At 44.9% G+C, this 16,738-nt stretch carries 15 protein-coding genes; 10 read left to right on the forward strand and 5 right to left on the reverse strand.

Annotation, left to right across the window (positions count from 1 at the left end; genetic code table 11):
- The first annotated feature begins 1 nt into the window (after nt 1).
- From MUY27_RS09625 to MUY27_RS09640, 4 genes are all read left to right on the forward strand, one after another.
- The gene (locus MUY27_RS09625) at nt 2-1,099 is read left to right on the forward strand and encodes an LptF/LptG family permease (RefSeq protein ID WP_245129800.1); all 1,098 of its coding nucleotides are present in this window, start codon (nt 2-4) and stop codon (nt 1,097-1,099) included.
- Nucleotides 1,099-2,013: a DMT family transporter gene (locus tag MUY27_RS09630; protein ID WP_245129801.1), complete on the forward strand. Its 915-nt coding sequence runs from the start codon at nt 1,099-1,101 to the stop codon at nt 2,011-2,013. Before MUY27_RS09625 ends, MUY27_RS09630 begins: the two co-directional genes overlap by 1 nt.
- A gap of 714 nt (nt 2,014-2,727) precedes the next feature.
- A complete protein-coding gene (locus tag MUY27_RS09635) occupies nt 2,728-3,027 on the forward strand; it encodes a LapA family protein (protein ID WP_245129802.1) in 300 nt (99 codons plus the stop codon).
- A 24-nt stretch (nt 3,028-3,051) separates the two neighbouring features.
- The gene (locus MUY27_RS09640; RefSeq protein WP_245129803.1) at nt 3,052-3,939 is read left to right on the forward strand and encodes an NAD(P)-dependent oxidoreductase; all 888 of its coding nucleotides are present in this window, start codon (nt 3,052-3,054) and stop codon (nt 3,937-3,939) included.
- On the opposite strand, the gene ispE is transcribed toward MUY27_RS09640, so the two are convergent.
- Entirely contained in the window at nt 3,936-4,739 is an 804-nt protein-coding gene (ispE, locus tag MUY27_RS09645) for a 4-(cytidine 5'-diphospho)-2-C-methyl-D-erythritol kinase (RefSeq protein WP_245129804.1), read from the reverse strand. The two genes, MUY27_RS09640 and ispE, sit on opposite strands and share 4 nt — an antisense overlap.
- A gap of 161 nt (nt 4,740-4,900) precedes the next feature.
- Between ispE and MUY27_RS09650 the strand changes: the two genes are divergently transcribed.
- The 4 genes from MUY27_RS09650 to MUY27_RS09665 all read left to right on the forward strand — a co-directional run bounded on the left by MUY27_RS09650 (nt 4,901) and on the right by MUY27_RS09665 (nt 10,908).
- On the forward strand, nt 4,901-5,695 hold the full coding sequence (locus tag MUY27_RS09650) for a thymidylate synthase (RefSeq protein ID WP_245129805.1): 795 nt from the start codon (nt 4,901-4,903) through the stop codon (nt 5,693-5,695).
- Nucleotides 5,696-5,903: 208 nt separating this feature from the next.
- On the forward strand, nt 5,904-6,392 hold the full coding sequence (locus MUY27_RS09655) for a dihydrofolate reductase (RefSeq protein ID WP_245129806.1): 489 nt from the start codon (nt 5,904-5,906) through the stop codon (nt 6,390-6,392).
- Between the two features lie 113 nt (nt 6,393-6,505).
- Nucleotides 6,506-9,469, forward strand: a complete 2,964-nt coding sequence (gene secDF / locus MUY27_RS09660) for a protein translocase subunit SecDF (RefSeq protein ID WP_245129807.1) — start codon at nt 6,506-6,508, stop codon at nt 9,467-9,469.
- 101 nt (nt 9,470-9,570) lie between these two features.
- The gene (locus MUY27_RS09665; protein ID WP_245129808.1) at nt 9,571-10,908 is read left to right on the forward strand and encodes an NAD(P)/FAD-dependent oxidoreductase; all 1,338 of its coding nucleotides are present in this window, start codon (nt 9,571-9,573) and stop codon (nt 10,906-10,908) included.
- 552 nt (nt 10,909-11,460) lie between these two features.
- Here the strand turns inward: MUY27_RS09665 and MUY27_RS09670 are convergent.
- The 3 genes from MUY27_RS09670 to fbaA form a co-directional block, all read right to left on the reverse strand.
- Complete coding sequence (locus MUY27_RS09670) at nt 11,461-11,892, reverse strand: GNAT family N-acetyltransferase (protein WP_245129809.1); 432 nt, start codon at nt 11,890-11,892, stop codon at nt 11,461-11,463.
- Entirely contained in the window at nt 11,855-12,358 is a 504-nt protein-coding gene (locus tag MUY27_RS09675) for a low affinity iron permease family protein (RefSeq protein ID WP_245129810.1), read from the reverse strand. The genes MUY27_RS09670 and MUY27_RS09675 overlap by 38 nt, the downstream gene beginning before the upstream one ends.
- Nucleotides 12,359-12,454: 96 nt before the next feature.
- A complete protein-coding gene (fbaA, locus tag MUY27_RS09680) occupies nt 12,455-13,534 on the reverse strand; it encodes a class II fructose-bisphosphate aldolase (protein ID WP_245129811.1) in 1,080 nt (359 codons plus the stop codon).
- Nucleotides 13,535-13,719: 185 nt separating this feature from the next.
- Between fbaA and accD the strand changes: the two genes are divergently transcribed.
- Both accD and MUY27_RS09690 read left to right on the forward strand, forming a co-directional pair.
- Nucleotides 13,720-14,565 carry an acetyl-CoA carboxylase, carboxyltransferase subunit beta gene (gene accD / locus MUY27_RS09685; protein ID WP_245129812.1) on the forward strand — a complete coding sequence of 282 codons (846 nt, stop codon included), beginning with the start codon at nt 13,720-13,722 and terminating at the stop codon, nt 14,563-14,565.
- A 168-nt stretch (nt 14,566-14,733) separates the two neighbouring features.
- Nucleotides 14,734-16,014 (forward strand): BamA/TamA family outer membrane protein, encoded by a 1,281-nt coding sequence (locus MUY27_RS09690; protein WP_245129813.1) that lies wholly within the window; start codon nt 14,734-14,736, stop codon nt 16,012-16,014.
- A 78-nt stretch (nt 16,015-16,092) separates the two neighbouring features.
- Here the strand turns inward: MUY27_RS09690 and MUY27_RS09695 are convergent, their stop codons facing one another.
- Entirely contained in the window at nt 16,093-16,671 is a 579-nt protein-coding gene (locus MUY27_RS09695; RefSeq protein WP_245129814.1) for a hypothetical protein, read from the reverse strand.
- Nucleotides 16,672-16,738 lie beyond the last annotated feature (67 nt).

The following is a 16,738-nucleotide window of genomic DNA, read 5'->3' on the forward strand; positions in this document are numbered from 1 at the left end:
CATGAAAACACTGTTAGACAGATATATAAAGGTTATAGACTGGTATATTATCCGTAAGTACCTGGGTACTTTTGTATTTACGGTGGTACTGTTCATGGTGATTATTGTGGTGTTTGATATATCCGAACACCTGGACGATTTCCTGAAGCACAACGCCCCGCTCAGCGCCATCGTTTTCTTGTATTACGGCGGCTATCTGCCCTTTTATCTTAATCTGCTGCTGCCGCTGATTAACTTTCTTGCGGTAATTTTCTTTACCGCGAAGATGGCCAATCAGACCGAAATTGTGCCTATACTAAGCAGTAAGGCCAGTTTTAACCGTTTTTTGAGGCCATACTTTGTAGCATCGAGCGCAATTTTTATCGTGTTCTTTTTTGCGAACGTATACCTGATCCCATTTACCAACAAGCTGAATATCAAGTTCGAGAATACGTATTTTAACGATTCTGACCCTACCAAAAGTGAGGTACACATGCAGCTGGATAAACAAACTTATGTTTACCTGCAATCGTACGACCCTACCCAGCATACCGGCTACAACTTTATTATGGAGAAGTTTGACGGTGATGTAATGAAGGAAAAACTGGTAGCTAACCGCATTGTGTTTGATTCGGTGAAGCACGTTTGGTCGCTTCAGGACTATGGCGTGAGGCGCATAAACGGCCTTCACGAGAAGTTTATCAATCAAACCAGAAAAGATACCGTGCTGGATATGCGGCCGGAGGACTTTGAAACGCACGATAAGGTATATACCGCGATGTCTATGTGGGAATTGAACAAGAACATCCGCCGCGAGCAAATGCGTGGCACCGGCGCACTCACCGACATGCTTTTTGAGAAATACAAGCGGTTTATATACCCCCTATCGTCTTATGTACTCATGATTATCGGGGTTTCCATCTCTTCACGTAAAGTGAGGGGAGGGATAGGGTTACCCCTCGGGATCGGGATTTTCTTGTGTTTTACCTACATCGTGGTAGATCGTTTTGCATTTGTTTTTGCCATTAAAGGCAATATGCCACCGCTGATTGCGGTATGTATCCCTAATGTTTTATTCGGCGCCTTAGGCTACTATTTACTACTCAAAGCCCCTAAATAATGGCGACAGCCACCAACGAAGGCAACAGCGGTGGCCTTAACAAAAACCTGCTGATCTTACATTTTACCGTATTCATTTGGGGCTTTACCGGCGTACTCGGAAAGCTGATCAGCATTACGGCGATAGACTTGGTCTGGTATCGTGTGCTGATTGCTTCAAGCACGTTGTTCCTTTATTTTAAATTCAACAGAACGGCTTTTAAAACAGATTTAAAAACAGTGATCGGGCTGTTTTTTACAGGCGCCTTAGTGGGCGGGCACTGGATTTTATTCTTCGCCAGCATTAAGGTTTCCACGCTTTCTGTAGCCCTGGTCTGCCTTTCTTCTGTCACGCTTTTTACCGCGATCTTTGAACCGCTGATTAACCGTAAGAAGATTTCCAGGCTGGAAATTGCAGCAGGTATACTAATCATTGCCGGCATTATCCTGATCTTCAAATTTGAAACCCGTTACACTAAGGGTATCATTATGGGGCTTATTTGCGCTGCCTGCGCTAGCTTATTTTCTATCATCAACTCGCGACAGGTAAAGAAACTGGAAGCCCCGGTGATTGCTTTTTACGAGCTTACCGGAGCGTTCGTCTGGATCTCGGCCTACCTTTTAATTACCGGCGGTTTCTCGAAATTTGCATTGCCCTCAACTACAGACCTTGGCTATCTTTTCATCTTAGGCACTGTATGCACCTCGCTGGCCTACGTAGCGGGGGTATCCGTAATGCGCGAATTCTCTGCGTTCAAAGTAGCGCTTATCACCAACCTGGAGCCAGTATACGGCATCGTCATGTCTTTCCTTTTCTTCGGCGAGTTGCGCCTCATGACGCTGGGTTTCTGGATAGGTGCGCTGATTATATTGTCTACTGTCTTCCTGTTTCCACTGGCTCAAAAACAGGTCACTAAATTTCGCGCTAAAGCTTAAGCTCTTTCCAATTCTGATCATCACCTGGCATTTAACTTCCTGTTAAGTGCGTATTCCACCTTGCTTAATTAAAACCGTTATCGCAGCAGATTAACTTCCTCTACGGCACACAGGGCATTTTTTGCAAAAATCACTAAGTGTATCATCAGACAAAAATTACCTTCTTTAAAAGCCTGTCAAAACGCTCCTGTAAATGCATCTTAAACGTTTTTTGCCACTTTAACTATCAAAATAATTGAATAAATATTTAACTGATAATCAGTGAATAAATTCTAATTATTAAAGTCATACTGAAAGTAAACAAACGATTAGCAAAAGCAAAATACTATAATTTTTAGCAATCCCATTATAAGTACTATTTTTGGGTAAACTAAATTTTGTTTTTCAGATGGTTACAACATTTAATTAAACAAAATTTTCACTTCTGTATTTACAGGCGCGTTAGACCGGTAAGTGTACCGTAATGAATTTAAGGAAGCTTAATTATCAGGGTGATTTTGCTTTTTGTGTTACGGACCGCTGGAGATGTCCTGCACAAAAGGGATTGTGTAATTTTAATTACAAAGAAAATATTGCTATTACCATGCCAAAGTCGGTACACCTTGACTACTCCCCTTTTTTGCCCTATCAAAACTTTACATTGTTGTGCCCTTGCCGATTTGATCGCCTGATAAAAAAGATTGATATTGGCGCAGCAAGAAGCCAACCATCAACATGAGAGTTTCAACCCTGTTCGCCATTGTGGTAACCATACTGATCACCGTAGTGATTATGCAAAATACAGACGAAGTAAAAGTGACCCTTCTGTTCACCGATGTGAAGATGCCAAAGCTGGTGATCCTTACAGCCGTTGCAGTTGGTTCTTTCCTGGTCGGCGTTATCGCAGGCAGACCGGGTAAGGTTAAACGAGTGGAGATGTACGAACATGACAACCTGGAAAACGATGAAGACGGCAGCCGACAAAAACGCAGGCCGGGTACACTAAGCGACGAAGACCGCGACTATATTAGTTAACTATATATTCTTAACACTATCCACATGAAAACAAAAATCGGATTTATAGGCCTGGGTAACCTGGGCACCCCCATTGCACGAAATTTTATAGAAGCAGGTTACCACCTGCAGGTATATAACCGTACCGTTGAAAAAACAAAAGAGCTGGACCAGGACAACATCACCGTTTGCCATTCCCCCGCAGAAGCTGCAAATGGTGTTCAGTTTATCGTGACCGTTTTATCGAATGATACAGTGGTTACCCAAACCACCACCGGGGAAGAGGGCATTTTGAAAACCCTGCCTAAAGGTGCAATTCATATCTCGATGAGCACCATCGCACCGGACACGGCAAAGCATTTGTCGCAATTGCATGAGCAAGCCGGTAGCCGCTACCTCACCTCTCCTGTCTTCGGCCGGCCGGATGCTGCCGCCGCTAAGAAACTTTGGGTTTGCCTTTCAGGCGCTCAGGAAATTCAGGAAGCAGCAAGGCCACTGCTGGAAAGCACCAGCCAGGGCATTTTTAACTTTGGCGAAGAAGCCGGCCAGGCTAATGTGGTTAAGCTGGCAGGTAATTTCATGATCCAGGCCTCGATGGAGATGATGGCGGAAGCTTATACCCTGACAGAAAAATTTGGGATAGAAAGAACTGCCGTTGCAGACTTCTTTGGATCTACCATATTCAATGCACCCATCTTTAAAAATTATGGCAAACTGATTGCCGAGCATAAATATGAGCCTGTTGGCTTCACTTCGCAATTGGGTTATAAAGATGCCAGCCTAGTGGCGAAGCTATCCCAGGAAAGCCAGACCCCCATGCCGCTTGTCGCATTGATCCAAAACCGTTTACTCACCGCTTTGGCAAAAGGCCGGAGCGAACGCGACTGGGCCGAAGCCTTTGGCAAAGGCGTCAGTAACGACGCAGGCCTTTAAAGATCGTAAAACACCTGATGCTCCGCCTCGAGATGCTTTAATTGGGGCGGGGCTTCAAATATCCCGAAAACAGAAGCACCGCTGCCGCTCATGCTGGCATAAAGTGCCCCCGCTTCGTAAAGCGCTTGCTTCACCGCTCCTATCTGGGGATATTTCGCAAATACAGAAGGTTCAAAATCATTCTTGATCTTGCCCTTCCAATCGCTTACCGGTAGTTGTACCAATTCTTTTAATGACTGACCGGACGGTTCAGGCTTTACCCCGCTATAGGCGTCCGCTGTAGAGACGTGCACATTGGGCATTACCAGGGCAATGTGATACCGGCTTAGATCCAACGACACTTCTTCGAACTGATCTCCCTTATCAAAAGCATACACGGGTTTGTTTTCGATAAAGAAAGCGCAGTCTGCCCCGAGCCGACGTGCATAGTCCTGCATTGCCTGTACAGTTAAGTTCAACCCGAACTGCTGGTTCAGTAACTTAATAAAGAAAGCAGCGTCGGCAGAACCACCACCCAACCCCGCACCTATCGGGATGTGCTTGTGCAGGTAAATTTCCAGCGGCGGAAGCGGGTGATCCTTAGAAACGAGCTCATAAGCTTTGATACAAAGGTTTTTCTCCGGCTCGCCGGGTATATTTATCCCGGAGGATGAAAAACTCAACAGAGGGGCTATAATAGCTTCTAACGCATCATTAATTTTTACCGGGTAAAAAACCGTTTCGATATTGTGATAACCATCCGGCCTTTTAGCCGTAATGTTTAAACCGATATTGATTTTTGCGTTTGGAAAAACGATCATATAATTATCCACCACGTGTTGTAGTTTTGCACAACAGTTAGGATGTCAAAATTAGATTTTTTTTCTTTGCGGTTGAGCTATAGTTACAGGTTACTGAGTTACTATGTTATTAAATGAGCCGGAACCACAATAACTCAAAAACAAATAACTAAATAACCAAAATGAAGCAATACCACGATTTGATGCAGCATGTACTGGATAACGGCACGCAAAAGCATGACCGTACCGGTACTGGGACGATAAGTGTATTTGGTTACCAGATGCGGTTTAACCTGCAGGAAGGTTTTCCGCTGGTGACTACGAAGAAGCTGCACCTGAAATCGATCATCCATGAACTGATCTGGTTTTTACAAGGCGATACCAATATCAAGTACCTTAAAGATAACGGCGTCCGCATTTGGGACGAGTGGGCGGATGAGGAAGGCAACCTTGGACCGGTTTATGGTTACCAGTGGCGTTCATGGCCAACGCCTGACGGCGGCCATATCGACCAGATCACGAACCTGATCAACATGATCAAAAAAAATCCGGATTCACGGCGACTGATTGTTTCTGCCTGGAACGTGGCCAATGTGGATCAGATGGCGCTGCCGCCTTGCCATACCCTGTTTCAGTTTTATGTAGCAGAAGGCAAACTGTCCTGCCAACTTTACCAGCGCAGCGCGGATATCTTCCTGGGTGTTCCGTTCAACATTGCTTCGTACGCCCTGCTTACAATGATGGTAGCCCAGGTATGCGACCTGCAACCCGGCGACTTTATCCATACCTTCGGCGACGCCCACATTTATAACAATCACTTGGAGCAGGTTCGCTTACAGCTATCGCGCGAACCACGGCCATTGCCAACAATGAAGATCAATCCAGAAGTGAAAAATATCTTCGACTTTAAATTCGAGGACTTCACTTTAGAAAACTATGATCCGTGGCCGCATATTAAAGGCGTTGTGGCGGTGTGATTTAGTCATTAGTCATTAGTCATTAGTCATTAGTCATTAGTCATTAGTCATTAGTCATTAGTGGCGAACAATTATCGACTGTACATATTGTGATATCTAACTACGAATTGTCATGCTGAGCTTGTCGAAGCATCTGTAAATAATGCTATACGAGAAGATTCTTCACTGCGTTCAGAATGACAACTTACTTTACACCTATAGTCACCTCATGAACCAATACATCACCATCGTTGTCGCTATTGCAGAAAATAATGCCATAGGCAAGAATAACCAGTTGCTGTGGCACTTGCCTAAAGACCTTAAGCATTTTAAAGATATTACCAGCGGCGGCACTGTAATTATGGGCCGCAAGACTTTTGATTCGGTCGGTAAACCGCTACCAAAACGGCGTAACATCATTATCACCCGGCAGGATATAACTATAGAAGGTTGCGAAGTGGTAAAATCGCTGGATGATGCGCTGGCCTTGTGTGCAGCTGAGCCTGAAGTTTTTATTGTAGGCGGTGCAGAAATCTACAAGCTGTCGCTACCGAAGGTCAATCGCATTTATCTTACCGTTGTACACCATAGCTTTGATGCCGACACCTTCTTCCCTGAACTGAACCCCGAAGAGTGGAAAACCATCGAAAGGGAAGATTTCGGAACGGATGAAAAACACCTCTACCCCTACTCTTTTATAACCCTTGAGCGCGCTTAACAACAGCCAGTTAAATTTGTTTGAATTAAAATTTATGGGTTGCAAAATTTTGTTAGATTTGCCGACTTGTTTAAAAAGCTTATAAACTATTTAATTATATACTAAACACAACAATGCAAGGTAAAGGGGTTATTAAATTTTTCGCCATCCTGCTGGCTATTGTATGCTTGTATCAGCTTTCGTTTACGTGGGTTGCCCGTAAAGTAGAGGCTGATGCGCGGGACTATGCGAAAGGTAACGCAGAAAAAGAGAGAGCATATCTTGATTCTATTTCAAACCAGCCGGTGTATCCGGTGTTCAAACACACCTATCAATACTGTAAAGAACGCGAACTTGCTTTAGGTCTCGACCTTAAAGGCGGTATGAACGTTACCATGCAGATCTCTTTAGGTGAGCTGATCAAAACGCTTTCTGACAATAACACTGATCCGGCCTTTAACCAGGCATTATCAAGAGCAGAAATTGATTCTCACACCAATCCGGAGAATTACATTACGCTTTTCATGAACGAGTACAAGAAAATTGCTCCGGACGGAAAGCTGGCCCCGATATTTGCAACTAAAGAAAACCAGGAACACATTAAATTTAACTCCAGCAACAGCGAGGTTGAAGCTTTCCTGAAAGATCAGGCTAACGCTGCGGTTACCCAATCATACAACATCCTTTCTACCCGTATTGATAAATTTGGTGTAACTTCTCCAAACATTCAGTTACAGCCTGGTACTAACCGCATTTTGATCGAGCTGCCTGGCGTAACAGAAAAAGAACGTGTACGCAAGCTGTTACAAGGTTCTGCGAAGCTGGAATTCTATGAGACTGCAGAAAACACTGAAGTTGCAGGCCTGTTAAATAACATTAACGGCATTATTGCTGCTAAAAACAAAACCACTAAAGATACCACCAAAGCAACTGCTGCTACAGCAGATACCGCAAAAGCGGGTGGTTCATTGTTAAGCAAGGTTAAAAAGAGTTCGGCAAAAGATACCAGCGCTTTAGCAAATAAAGCACAATTTGCCTCTCAGAATCCTTTATTCTCCCTGCTTGCTCCGGCAGTATATCGTGCAGGTAACGACCAAATACAATATCTTCCCGGCCCGGTTGTTGGTTATGCAGAAACTAAGGACACTGCAAAAGTGAATAACCTGTTCCGCACGCCAGAGGTTAAGGCAATTATTCCGCAAAATATTAAGTTCATGTGGGGTGCAAAGCCGCGTGAAATGAATAAGATCAGCAGTTTCGAACTTTATGCCATCAAACTTTCTGGTGCAAACAACGGCCCCGTATTAACCGGCGACGTAATTACTGATGCGAACAGCGACGTTAGCCAGCAACAAGGCGGTTACGAGGTTACCATGGACATGAGCTCTGAAGGTGCCGAAAAATGGCGCGAAATCACCGCTGCTGCTGCCGGTAACCCTAAAGACGAAAACGATAACCGTTGTATCGCTATCGTACTTGACGAGAACGTGGTATCTGCACCACGCGTAAGCAACGAAATTTCTGGTGGTCGTTCTTCTATCACTGGTAACTTTAAACAAGAAGAAACAAAAGACTTAGCTAATATCCTGAAAGCCGGCCGTCTGCCCGCTCCTGCGCGCATTGTTGCAGAAGACGTGGTTGGTCCGTCTCTTGGTCAGGAAGCTATTAATAACGGTCTGGCATCATGCGTAATCGGCCTGATCGTGGTATTGGTATTCATGGTTGCATATTACAACCGTGCAGGTACCGTAGCTGTTGTTGCCGTATTCATCAACGTATTCTTCCTGATGGGTGTACTTACCAACCTCGGCGCGGTGTTAACGCTTCCGGGTGTGGCAGGTATCGTATTGATCCTGGGTACGTGTGTGGATGCAAACGTGTTGATCTACGAACGTGTGCGTGAAGAAATGGCGCTTGGAAAATCAATCCGCATTTCTATTGCAGACGGTTACAAACATGCTTTGTCTTCTATCCTTGACGCTAACATCAGTACCTTCATTACAGGTTTAATCCTGTTTGTGTTTGGTACCGGCCCTGTACAAGGTTTCGCAACTACGCTGATGATCGGTATCATCACTTCATTGTTCTGTTCATTACTAATCTCTCGCCTTATTTTCGAGTGGATGCTTGAAAAAGGCTGGGACATCAAGTTCTCTAACCCATGGAGCGCCCATACGTTTAAAAACGCAAACTTTGCCTTCGTTCGCAACCGTTTCCGTTTCTACGCCTTCTCTGGTATTTTCATCCTTGCAGGTATCATCTCTATGTTTACCCGTGGTTTCAGCTACGGTGTAGATTTCCGTGGTGGCCGTAACTATGTGATCGAGTTCAGCAAAGACGTAAATATTGAAGACGTTCGTAAAAACCTGGACGAGACCTTCGGCGATGGAAAAGCGATTGTTAAGACCTTTGTAAACGACAATCAGAAGGTAAGCATCACTACAGATTACCTGATCACCGATAACTCTACCAATGCTGACAACAAGGTGGAAAGCACCCTGCGTCAGTCCATGAGCAAGATCAATCCGAAATTCCAGATCGTAAGCCAGCAAAAAGTAGGTCCTACCATTGCCAACAGCTTAAAAACTTCGGCTATCTGGACCGTATTATTTGCCATCGCGGTGATCTCGATCTATATCCTGATCCGTTTCCGCAAATGGCAGTTCAGCTTGGGTGCAGCAATTGCAACTGCGCACGATGCTTTGCTGGTACTATCGTTCTTCTCTTTGTTCCACGGTCTGTTGCCATTCTCGCTGGATATTGATCAGAACTTTATCGCAGCGATACTGACCGTAATTGGTTACTCTATTAACGATACCGTGGTTGTATTTGACCGTATCCGCGAGTTCTTGAGCCACCGCTCGGGTACTGATGATACCAAACAAGTAATCAACAAAGCGATTAACAGCACCTTAAGCCGTACCATTATCACAGCCCTTACCGTGGTGTTTGTACTGGTAGTATTGTTTATCTTTGGCGGCGACGTGATCCGTGGGTTCTCGTTCGCGTTATTGATCGGCGTATGCTTCGGTACCTACTCATCCATCTGTGTAGCTACACCGGTTATCGTTGACTTTGATAAAAAGGAGCTAAAATAATTACACGATAATTAGAATTTACTAAAGGCTCCAAAGAACATTTGGAGCCTTTTTTGTTATTATACTATTGCATCAATCTATACTAAAATTTGTCTGTTTGTATGACTACAACAACTAAAACAGGATTTCCGCGGGTAGTGATTGTCGGTGGCGGCTTTGGTGGCATAGAGGTTGCCAAGCACCTGGCCGACCAGCCCGTTGAAGTTTTAATGCTGGATAAGCATAACTACCATATGTTTCAACCCCTGCTCTACCAGGTGGCTACAGGCAGCCTGGAGGCAGAATCAATAGCATTTTCATTGCGGAAGAACTTCTCAGGCCAGAAAAACTTTACCTTCCGGCTGGCAGAAGTAACTGCCGTAAACCCTGACCGTAATACCATTGATACCACCATTGGCGAAATAGCTTACGATTACCTGGTAATTGCTACCGGGTCTATCACCAACTTCTTTGGCAACAAGGAAATTGAGCATTATGCCATGCCGATGAAGACCATCCCCGAGGCATTGAACCTGCGCTACCTGATCCTTCAGAACCTGGAAGAAGCCGTTCTAAAGCAAACCAGGGAAGAGCGCGAGCCTTTCCTGAACTTTGTATTGGTCGGTGCTGGGCCTACCGGTGTAGAGCTTGCAGGTTCACTGGCAGAGTACCGGAATTATATCCTGACCAAAGACTATCCCGAGCTAACCAAGGGGGATATGAAGGTTTACCTGGTAGATTTTCTGCCGAAGGTATTAGGCCCGATGTCTGACGAGGCTTCTGCAAAGGCGAAAGACTTTTTGGTGAACATGGGTGTGGAAGTGATGCTGGGCGTTAAAGTAGAAAGCTATGACGGCGCGCAAATTAAGTTTGAAGATGGACGCGTTATCCCGACCAAGAACGTGATCTGGTCTGCCGGGGTAATGGGTGTGGTACCACAAGGTATCGCAAAAGAAAACATCGAGCGCGGTAACCGCATCCGTGTTAACGAACAGTGCGTGGTAGCCGGTACCACCAACATATTTGCCATTGGCGACGTGGCTGCCATGATTACAGAGGCCACACCAAAAGGACACCCAGGTGTAGCGCAAGTTGCCATACAAATGGGCGAATTTGTAGCGAAAACCATCAGGGGTATTCTTAAAGGCGAGCAGCTTACCGCCTTTAAATACAATGATAAAGGTTCGTTGGCGACGATAGGCCGTAACAAGGCCGTGGCCGACTTAGGTAAGATTAAATTCCAGGGATTTTTTGCCTGGCTGATCTGGATGTTCGTCCACCTGATTTCGCTATTAGGCTTCCGCAACAAGGTGATTGTATTTATTAACTGGCTGGGCAGCTACGTGAATTATAACGGCGGTACAAGGCTGATTATGCGGAAGTTTATCCGTGAAGGCCTGACAGATGACCAGGCGGTAGTAAAGCCTAAAACCGATGCCGTAACGCCGCAAGCCGGATAATTAGTTATTGAGTTATTAAGTGATTGAGGCCTGGCATTTGCCGGGCCTTTTTTGTGCTTCAACTGACACTATATTGGCAGAAATCTTGACTTAAAAGTCAGTAAACCGGTGGCAGCCCGGTAAATGTGGCGAATGCGGCAGACGTGGCGAATGCGGCAGACGTGGCGAATGCGGCGAATGCGGCAGACGTGGCGAACTGGTTTTTGCCAGCCAGCCTGGCCTTTTAACCTACTATGAGATTGCCACACTGCTATCGCAGTTCGCAATGACATGAATAATTAATGAATGCCCACTCGGCAAGAGCGCCGCCGCTGCTTTAAGTTTAAATACTAAAGCTATCTTTCCCGTGATTGCTAAAAACAAGGAAAGTAGTCGCTCGCTTGCAGCGAGTGACAATTATTAACGGCGGTCACTCTGTGCAGTTCCTTAAAGGCAGATTCTTCACTTCGTTCAGAATGACAAGACGGATGTTAACTATGTGAAGCTTATTTTATTAACATAGCCACTTATTAATAGCCATTGACTAATGACTCAATGACCAATGATCATTGACTATCTTTTCAGCACCATTTTATAATGCCTGATACCGGCTTCTTCAAACTCTGGTCCTGATTTTTCGAAGTTAAACTTTTCATACAAGCTGACTGCCTGTAGCTGTGAATTCAGGTACACCGGTTTATCGTCATCAGGTATATCAGCCAATACGGCTTTAACCATAGCTTGTGCCACGCCCTGCCCTCTATATTTATCCAAAACAGCAAAGCGTTCCAGTTTGTAGCCATTCTCCGTCTGGCGCCATCTTGCAGCCCCGGCAGGTATATCATCAACCGTGGCGAGAAAATGCGTTGAAACGCCGTTAAATTCCATTTCTAACGAAACAGGTACCCCCTGCCCTTCTACAAATACCTCGTACCTTACGGCAAACGCTTTTTCAAGGTCGGCCGGGCTACTTACTTTGCTTACTTTTATTTCGTTTAGACTCATTAATACGTTCTGTTGTCGTTTTATTTCTTTGCGCTTTAGCGGAATGGTTCAGATCGGCAGCGTCTATCGTATGGGTACAACCCAGGTTATCTTCGCTTTCGGCCAATTCAGACAGCCTGATATAGAAATTACGGATCTGTTCCAGTTCCACCTCGCTCAAATCCTCAATACTTACCATGCGGTTGCTGGCACCTTCGTGCGCGGCAATCAGTTCATTTAACTTCAAGTGCAACGCACGCGAATCTTTGTTCTGCGATTTCTGGATCAGGAACACCATCAGAAAAGTAACGATGGTGGTCCCGGTATTGATCACCAACTGCCAGGTATCTGAATAGTGGAACAATGGCCCCGTCACGCCCCAGATGATAATTACAGAGGTAGCTATAATAAAGGCCGCCGAACTACCCGTTGCAGCGGTAGCCCAGTTGGCAAACCTTTCAACGAAATTTTCTTTCTTTTTAGACATAGGTATTCTTTTAGAAATTAAAGCTACAAATTAGCAATAAAAAAAGCGTCTGTACTTCAACAGTACAAACGCTTTTTAATAGAAATATATAAAATATTATAGTTTGCTGTTTACATCTAAACAGTTCAGATCGGCAAAAGCCTGGGTTAAACGCTTAACGAAGGTTTCTTCGCCTTTGCGTAACCATACCCGCGGATCATAATATTTCTTGTTCGGAGAATCTTCGCCTTCAGGGTTACCAATCTGGCTTTGCAGATATCCTTCTTTAGATTGATAGTAATCTTTAATACCTTCCCAGAATGCCCATTGCATATCGGTATCGATATTCATTTTGATAGCACCATAAGAGATCGCCTCGCGGATTTCTTCCTGGCTTGAACCAGAACCACCGTGGAACACAAAGTTGATTGGCTTTTCGGCGTCAAGGTTATGTTTCTTTTTCAGGAACTCTTGTGAATTGTGCAGAATTACCGGTTGCAGTTTTACGTTACCCGGTTTGTAAACACCATGAACGTTACCAAATGCAGCAGCAATGGTAAAACGGTGACTTACTTTAGAAAGTTCTTCATAAGCGTAAGCAACCTCTTCTGGCTGGGTATATAAACGTGCGCTATCTACATCGCTGTTGTCTACGCCGTCTTCCTCGCCACCGGTTACACCCAGTTCAATTTCAACGGTCATGTTCATTTTAGCCATGCGCGCCAGGTATTTGGCAGAAATTTCGATATTCTCTTCAATCGGCTCTTCAGAAAGATCCAGCATGTGCGAAGAGAACAGCGGTTTGCCGGTTTCAGCAAAATGTTTTTCGCCGTACTCTAATAAACCATCTATCCATGGCAGTAATTTTTTTGCAGCGTGGTCTGTATGCAGAATTACTGCTACGCCATAGTGCTCTGCTAATAGATGAACGTGCTTGGCAGCAGATACACCGCCCAGGATACAAGCCTGTAGCTTAGAATTATCTAACGACTTGCCCGCGTAAAACTGCGCACCGCCATTAGAAAGCTGGATAATAACAGGTGAATTTACTGCTTTGGCGGTCTCCATTACCGCGTTAATTGAATTGGTACCGATAACATTGACAGCTGGAAGCGCGAACTGGTGCTTTTTAGCTGCTTCGAAAAGCTCCTGCACCTGATCGCCGTGCAGTACTCCTTTATAGTTCTTAATATCCATTTGAAGCCTATTTTGGTTTCGAAGTTATAAAAATTATTTATTTATGCGTTTGCAGATAGCATACTAACAATAAAAACGCCTGAGTTTTAAAAATACGTGCATTGGTAAAACATTGTATTGCATTAATTTTTTGTTTCTTTGCACTTACTTTTTCCATAACCCAACAAAAAAAGAAAGTTAGATAAATGGCGTGGTTTAAACGTGAATCAAAAGGAATTATAACTTCTACCGAGGAAAAAAAAGAAGCTCCGGATGGCATCTGGAACAAATGCCCCAACTGTAAAAAGCCATTACATTACTCAGAGCAGGTTGAAAACCAGTATGTGTGCCATTACTGCAACTATCACCTCAGAATAGGCTCAAAAGAGTATTTCTCTATACTGTTTGATAATAACGAGTTTACCGAACTATATCCTCACCTGCGCTCTGGCGACCCACTTCATTTTGTGGATACCAAGAAATATACCGACAGGTTGACGGATACCATTGCAAAAACGGGACTTGAAGATGCCATACGCTCCGGCGTTGGTAAAATGGGCGGCCAGGACGTAGTGATAGCTTGTATGGATTTTAACTTCATAGGCGGTTCTATGGGCTCTGTAGTGGGCGAAAAGATTGCCCGTTCTATCGATTATTCTATCCAACATAAGGTGCCGTTTCTGATGATCTCCAAATCTGGTGGTGCACGGATGATGGAAGCGGCTTTCTCGCTGATGCAAATGGCGAAAACCTCTGCTAAACTTGCATTGCTGGCACAAGCACGTGTGCCGTATATTTCACTGCTTACTGACCCTACTACCGGCGGTGTAACCGCTTCTTATGCGATGCTGGGCGACATTAATATTGCCGAACCAGGTTCACTGATCGGCTTCGCCGGCCCGCGTGTAATCAAGGAAACCATCAAAAAAGATTTGCCAAAAGGTTTCCAAACTGCGGAGTTTTTGCAGGAACATGGCTTTCTCGACTTTATTGTTGACCGTCGCGAAATGAAAGAAAAACTGGCTTCATTCCTGAAGATGATGGCAAATTAATTTGAGCGATTAGTTCGTAAAGATTAAGCGCGAAACAGAAAAGCAAGATTATTAAGCAATACGAAAAGAGCTGAAATTTTCAGCTCTTTTTTGTTTAAAACTTACTTGTCATCAATTTGTCAAATAGTAACATTTCTGTTATATTGGGCTCATTATAAGCCTGAATAATTGACATTCAAGATAGTTTTTCGCAAGTATATTTTTGGTGTACTTGTTTTTTTAGTACCCCTAACGAATGCCAAAGCCCAGTTGGCCGAACCGGATTCTATCCGGGGACAGGTAGACGTGCGCGATGTGGTGAGGAAAATGAGGAACAAGCCCCCTGCCCCGCCCGATACGACACAAAGACAATCCTTCTTTTCTGTGTTGCCTTCCGCAGGTTACAACCCAAGTGTTGGTTTCCAGTTAGGCGTATCCTCGGTTGGCGGGTGCTACTTTGGAGACCCAGCCACAACCACTTATTCTACCTTTCACTGGAACGCTTACGCTTCTACTAATAAACTGGCTTCGTGCGAATTCAGTCACAATACATTTACGCCCAACAATGTCTTAAATCTTCAGGGAAAGGTAGAAATCGGACGCACCGTGGCTTTCGATTATGGCGTCGGAACGGGGAAAAAGCACCAGGGCGATGGGGAGTTTTCTTTAAACGGTGTACCGCTGGCGAATAATTCGGACGTTTTCCCGATCAACTTTACCTACATCAAGTTTGATGAACATATTTATCGCAAACTGTTTACCCATGTCTATGCCGGTGCAGGTGTAGTGGCAGATTGGTATACGGGTATCGATAACATCCACAATGAATCCCATAATTTCCGGTCGCACAACTTCCGCTACAGTATGATCAAAGGTTACAACCCACGCGGTTACATGGCAAGCGGCATGTTGTTTAACCTGCAATTTAACTCGCGCGATCAGCCAAACCGCCCTTATAAAGGGGTTTACGCTGATTTTGTACTTCGGGTAAACCAGCAATGGCTTGGTAGTACCAAAAACGCCGTGCAGTTGAAGGCAGAGGCCCGGAAATATGTTTCGCTTTCCAAGGAAAACCCGCAGCATGTATTGGCTTTCTGGCTTTGGGGTAATTATTTGCTGGGCGGCTCTATCCCCTACCTGGAACTGCCCGGAACGGGCTCAGATGTGGCTAATCGCATCGGACGTGGTTATACCATCGGGCGTTTTAAGGGATTTTCATTTGCCTATGCGGAAACGGAATACCGTTTCCCTATCACTTCCAATAAGCTGATCAGCGGCGTATTATTTGCTAACGCACAAACCGCCAACAACCGCCGCAATATCAAGCTGTATGAGTATTGGGAACCCGGAGGCGGCGCTGGCCTAAGGTTCCTGTTTAACAAATATTCGCGCTCGGCGGTATGTCTGGACTATGGCGTGGGACATTATGGCTCTAAGGGCATCTTTCTGGGCTTAAACGAGGTGTTTTAATATGGTCAGCCCAACAAAAAAGGCTTGCAGTAAACTGCAAACCTTTTTCCTCTAAATATATGTTCCCTTTTTTAAAGCTTATTCACCACCCAAACCTGGGTCACTGCCTATGATACGGCTGCTGGAGCGGCCGAACGGACGGCTGTGAAAGTCTGCCTTGGTATTACCCTCGCCAGGAAATTCGTGCGGTGTTGGTGGCGTTACGTCGATTTGTTCGCTCCAGTCGCTGCTGCTTTGAGAATCGCCCGGGCGGGTTTCTGTTTCTTTTGGATAGCGCAGATCTTCGTTATCCGACTCTTCCCTTTCAGGCGTTTCGTCCGGAGAAAGATCTGGGTCTAATTCCTCATCATCATCAATCGGATCGGTATCTGCTTCAGCCGTGAAAGTTTGATTGGTGCCGGCAACAATGTCGTCATCATCCTCTTCTTCTTCGTCGTCAATCAGATCATCATCTTCAAAATCTTCATCATCTAAATCTGTATCATCACCTAATGTATCATCGTCCAGATCATCTTCATCCAGGTCGTCATCATCCTCCAGCAGATCGTCGTCATCCGGGTCTGGGGTGGCAACGCTCCAAAAGCGACTATAGTTAAGCTCATCAGTGGTATACAGATCTTCCCTCTCTTTGAGAGGAGCGTCATTAAAAGCTGCCATAATAGTTGTTTTTTGTTTGGTACTATTATAACCTGCGGAAAGTGGGGATTGTTTTAAGAATAAAAAT

The organism is Mucilaginibacter straminoryzae (assembly GCF_022953055.1).
GTDB lineage: Bacteria > Bacteroidota > Bacteroidia > Sphingobacteriales > Sphingobacteriaceae > Mucilaginibacter > Mucilaginibacter straminoryzae.

What these genes read in the sequence shown, in the direction of transcription:
- MUY27_RS09625 (WP_245129800.1), top strand. Translation starts at nt 2, where the DNA reads ATGAAAACACTGTTAGACAGATATATAAAGGTTATAGACTGGTATATT.
- MUY27_RS09630 (WP_245129801.1), top strand. Translation starts at nt 1,099, where the DNA reads ATGGCGACAGCCACCAACGAAGGCAACAGCGGTGGCCTTAACAAAAAC.
- MUY27_RS09635 (WP_245129802.1), top strand. Translation starts at nt 2,728, where the DNA reads ATGAGAGTTTCAACCCTGTTCGCCATTGTGGTAACCATACTGATCACC.
- MUY27_RS09640 (WP_245129803.1), top strand. Translation starts at nt 3,052, where the DNA reads ATGAAAACAAAAATCGGATTTATAGGCCTGGGTAACCTGGGCACCCCC.
- ispE (WP_245129804.1), bottom strand. Translation starts at nt 4,739, where the DNA reads ATGATCGTTTTTCCAAACGCAAAAATCAATATCGGTTTAAACATTACG.
- MUY27_RS09650 (WP_245129805.1), top strand. Translation starts at nt 4,901, where the DNA reads ATGAAGCAATACCACGATTTGATGCAGCATGTACTGGATAACGGCACG.
- MUY27_RS09655 (WP_245129806.1), top strand. Translation starts at nt 5,904, where the DNA reads ATGAACCAATACATCACCATCGTTGTCGCTATTGCAGAAAATAATGCC.
- secDF (WP_245129807.1), top strand. Translation starts at nt 6,506, where the DNA reads ATGCAAGGTAAAGGGGTTATTAAATTTTTCGCCATCCTGCTGGCTATT.
- MUY27_RS09665 (WP_245129808.1), top strand. Translation starts at nt 9,571, where the DNA reads ATGACTACAACAACTAAAACAGGATTTCCGCGGGTAGTGATTGTCGGT.
- MUY27_RS09670 (WP_245129809.1), bottom strand. Translation starts at nt 11,892, where the DNA reads ATGAGTCTAAACGAAATAAAAGTAAGCAAAGTAAGTAGCCCGGCCGAC.
- MUY27_RS09675 (WP_245129810.1), bottom strand. Translation starts at nt 12,358, where the DNA reads ATGTCTAAAAAGAAAGAAAATTTCGTTGAAAGGTTTGCCAACTGGGCT.
- fbaA (WP_245129811.1), bottom strand. Translation starts at nt 13,534, where the DNA reads ATGGATATTAAGAACTATAAAGGAGTACTGCACGGCGATCAGGTGCAG.
- accD (WP_245129812.1), top strand. Translation starts at nt 13,720, where the DNA reads ATGGCGTGGTTTAAACGTGAATCAAAAGGAATTATAACTTCTACCGAG.
- MUY27_RS09695 (WP_245129814.1), bottom strand. Translation starts at nt 16,671, where the DNA reads ATGGCAGCTTTTAATGACGCTCCTCTCAAAGAGAGGGAAGATCTGTAT.